The sequence below is a fragment of the Ruoffia sp. FAM 26255 genome (assembly GCF_045528525.1).
GTDB classification, from domain to species: domain Bacteria; phylum Bacillota; class Bacilli; order Lactobacillales; family Aerococcaceae; genus Ruoffia; species Ruoffia tabacinasalis.
In genome coordinates, this window is record NZ_JBGQQX010000151.1 from 1 (window position 1) to 255 (window position 255).

Below are 255 nucleotides of genomic sequence, written 5' to 3' on the forward strand. Positions count from 1 at the left end.
CATAAGGAGAATATCTACGCATGAACCATTTTATCCAAAAAACCTTTCAATTAAAAGACCCAAATATCACGATCGATATGGACCGTGTTGAAGAACAGCATTATAAAGGCCGCTTATCTTTGTTTTACTTTGGCACATTAACGTATGTTCCTAAAGCCTGTGAATGTTGTGGTATCGTCAATGATGCCTATCAAGTCGTTAAAAATGGGACGCGTCACTCTCGTCTGACTTTAGCGAGCATAACGGGACTTCCTG

1 pseudogene is annotated in these 255 nt (G+C 40.0%); it reads left to right on the forward strand.

The window, feature by feature from the left end:
• Positions 1–20: 20 nt before the first annotated feature.
• A pseudogene (locus ACEN31_RS11685) lies at positions 21–255 on the forward strand (ISL3 family transposase); the annotation flags it as partial.